The sequence below is a fragment of the Campylobacter sp. IFREMER_LSEM_CL2090 genome (genome assembly GCF_025771865.1).
Lineage (GTDB): Bacteria > Campylobacterota > Campylobacteria > Campylobacterales > Campylobacteraceae > Campylobacter_D > Campylobacter_D lari_D.
In genome coordinates, this window is the sequence record NZ_JAKMRA010000030.1 from 1 (window position 1) to 1016 (window position 1016).

Annotated in this window: 1 protein-coding gene; it reads right to left on the reverse strand. The window is 26.9% G+C overall.

Features of this window, described 5'->3' with window-relative positions:
* The coding region (locus L8V85_RS08275) for a glycosyltransferase (protein ID WP_263737824.1) at positions 1–1016 on the reverse strand (1016 nt) is incomplete at both ends.

Consider the following 1016-nt stretch of genomic DNA (forward strand, 5'->3'; position numbering starts at 1 on the left):
TTATGGTTTTATCTTTACTCTGCAAAAAAGTATTTTTTAAAGTAATGATCTGGCTTAACCACACAAAAACATCTTTAGAGTTTGCATCTTTGTATAAAACTTTTTTATTTTGACACACAAATAAATCATGAGTCAATATTACCACTCGATCAAAAAATCCTATAGGATCGCTATTCAAGTTAAAAATTTCTAAACTCCACTGCCTTAAATAGTTGAAAAAGGCAATTCTCATTAAATAAGATATTTCGGAATTATTAAAAGTTGTTATAAAAACGCAAAGTTTTTCTATAGTTATAATTTTACTAGCAACAGCATGGTAGTTTTTTGCCTCAGAATCATTTATAAAATCTTTTCTTAAATAATTCAAATATTCTGATAAACCACCTTTCTTTAACGATTGCATAATACTATTTTGTCGGATTCTATAATTATATACAACCTTAGGCAATATGTAGATATTTTTTGCTTGAGCAAATAAAATAGTACCAAATACAACATCCTCAAAAATAATTCCATCAATAAATTTTAATTTTATATTTTTTAAAAAATTAAAATTAATCATACCGCCCCATGCAAATGCGAACTCATTCTGCTTAGTTGCAATACTTTGCTCCAACCACTCTTTAGGTGTAATAGCCACTTCTTTTAAAAATTGAAAAGAACGCAACCTGCTCCACTCTTTTTTATTGTTGGTGCCATCAATAAACATTTCAAAATCAAACCACACCACATCTACCCCATCCATTCTAGGTACACATTCTTCTATGCAGTTTAATTCCCAATAATCATCAGAATCTAAAAAGATAATATAATCTATAATAGGATAAGTAAAGCTTGTTAAATCTTGTTCATCATTAAAAGCTTTATAGCTTTTATATACAGTATATATTTCATAAGGATTATTACCATCTATATTAAATTCTATTAAAGAATTTTCTTTTAAAGTTTGGGTTTTATTTTTGAGTTTATATTCTCCACTAAAATATTCTATACCTACATTTCTAGCACTACTTAAA